The sequence below is a fragment of the Enterobacter cloacae complex sp. CDL013 genome (assembly GCF_049238805.1).
Lineage (GTDB): Bacteria > Pseudomonadota > Gammaproteobacteria > Enterobacterales > Enterobacteriaceae > Enterobacter > Enterobacter hormaechei_C.
The window spans coordinates 1-955 of the sequence record NZ_JBMKGT010000018.1; the positions used below are offsets into that span (position 1 = coordinate 1).

Below are 955 nucleotides of genomic sequence, written 5' to 3' on the forward strand. Positions count from 1 at the left end.
AAGGTACCGGATTTACCTGGAACCTCCGCCTACATGCTTAAACCGGGACAACCGTCGCCCGGCTGACATAGCCTTCTCCGTCCCCCCTTCGCAGTAACACCAAGTACAGGAATATTAACCTGTTTCCCATCGACTACGCCTTTCGGCCTCGCCTTAGGGGTCGACTCACCCTGCCCCGATTAACGTTGGACAGGAACCCTTGGTCTTCCGGCGAGCGGGCTTTTCACCCGCTTTATCGTTACTTATGTCAGCATTCGCACTTCTGATACCTCCAGCATGCCTCACAGCACACCTTCAACGGCTTACAGAACGCTCCCCTACCCAACAACGCATAAGCGTCGCTGCCGCAGCTTCGGTGCATGGTTTAGCCCCGTTACATCTTCCGCGCAGGCCGACTCGACCAGTGAGCTATTACGCTTTCTTTAAATGATGGCTGCTTCTAAGCCAACATCCTGGCTGTCTGTGCCTTCCCACATCGTTTCCCACTTAACCATGACTTTGGGACCTTAGCTGGCGGTCTGGGTTGTTTCCCTCTTCACGACGGACGTTAGCACCCGCCGTGTGTCTCCCGTGATAACATTCTTCGGTATTCGTAGTTTGCATCGGGTTGGTAAGCCGGGATGGCCCCCTAGCCGAAACAGTGCTCTACCCCCGAAGATGAGTTCACGAGGCGCTACCTAAATAGCTTTCGGGGAGAACCAGCTATCTCCCGGTTTGATTGGCCTTTCACCCCCAGCCACAGGTCATCCGCTAATTTTTCAACATTAGTCGGTTCGGTCCTCCAGTTAGTGTTACCCAACCTTCAACCTGCCCATGGCTAGATCACCGGGTTTCGGGTCTATACCCTGCAACTTAACGCCCAGTTAAGACTCGGTTTCCCTTCGGCTCCCCTATACGGTTAACCTTGCTACAGAATATAAGTCGCTGACCCATTATACAAAAGGTACGCAGTCAC

Annotated in this window: 1 rRNA gene; it reads right to left on the bottom strand. The window is 53.5% G+C overall.

Annotation, left to right across the window (positions count from 1 at the left end):
- A 23S ribosomal RNA gene (locus tag ACOTXD_RS21690) occupies positions 1-955 on the bottom strand; the annotation flags it as partial.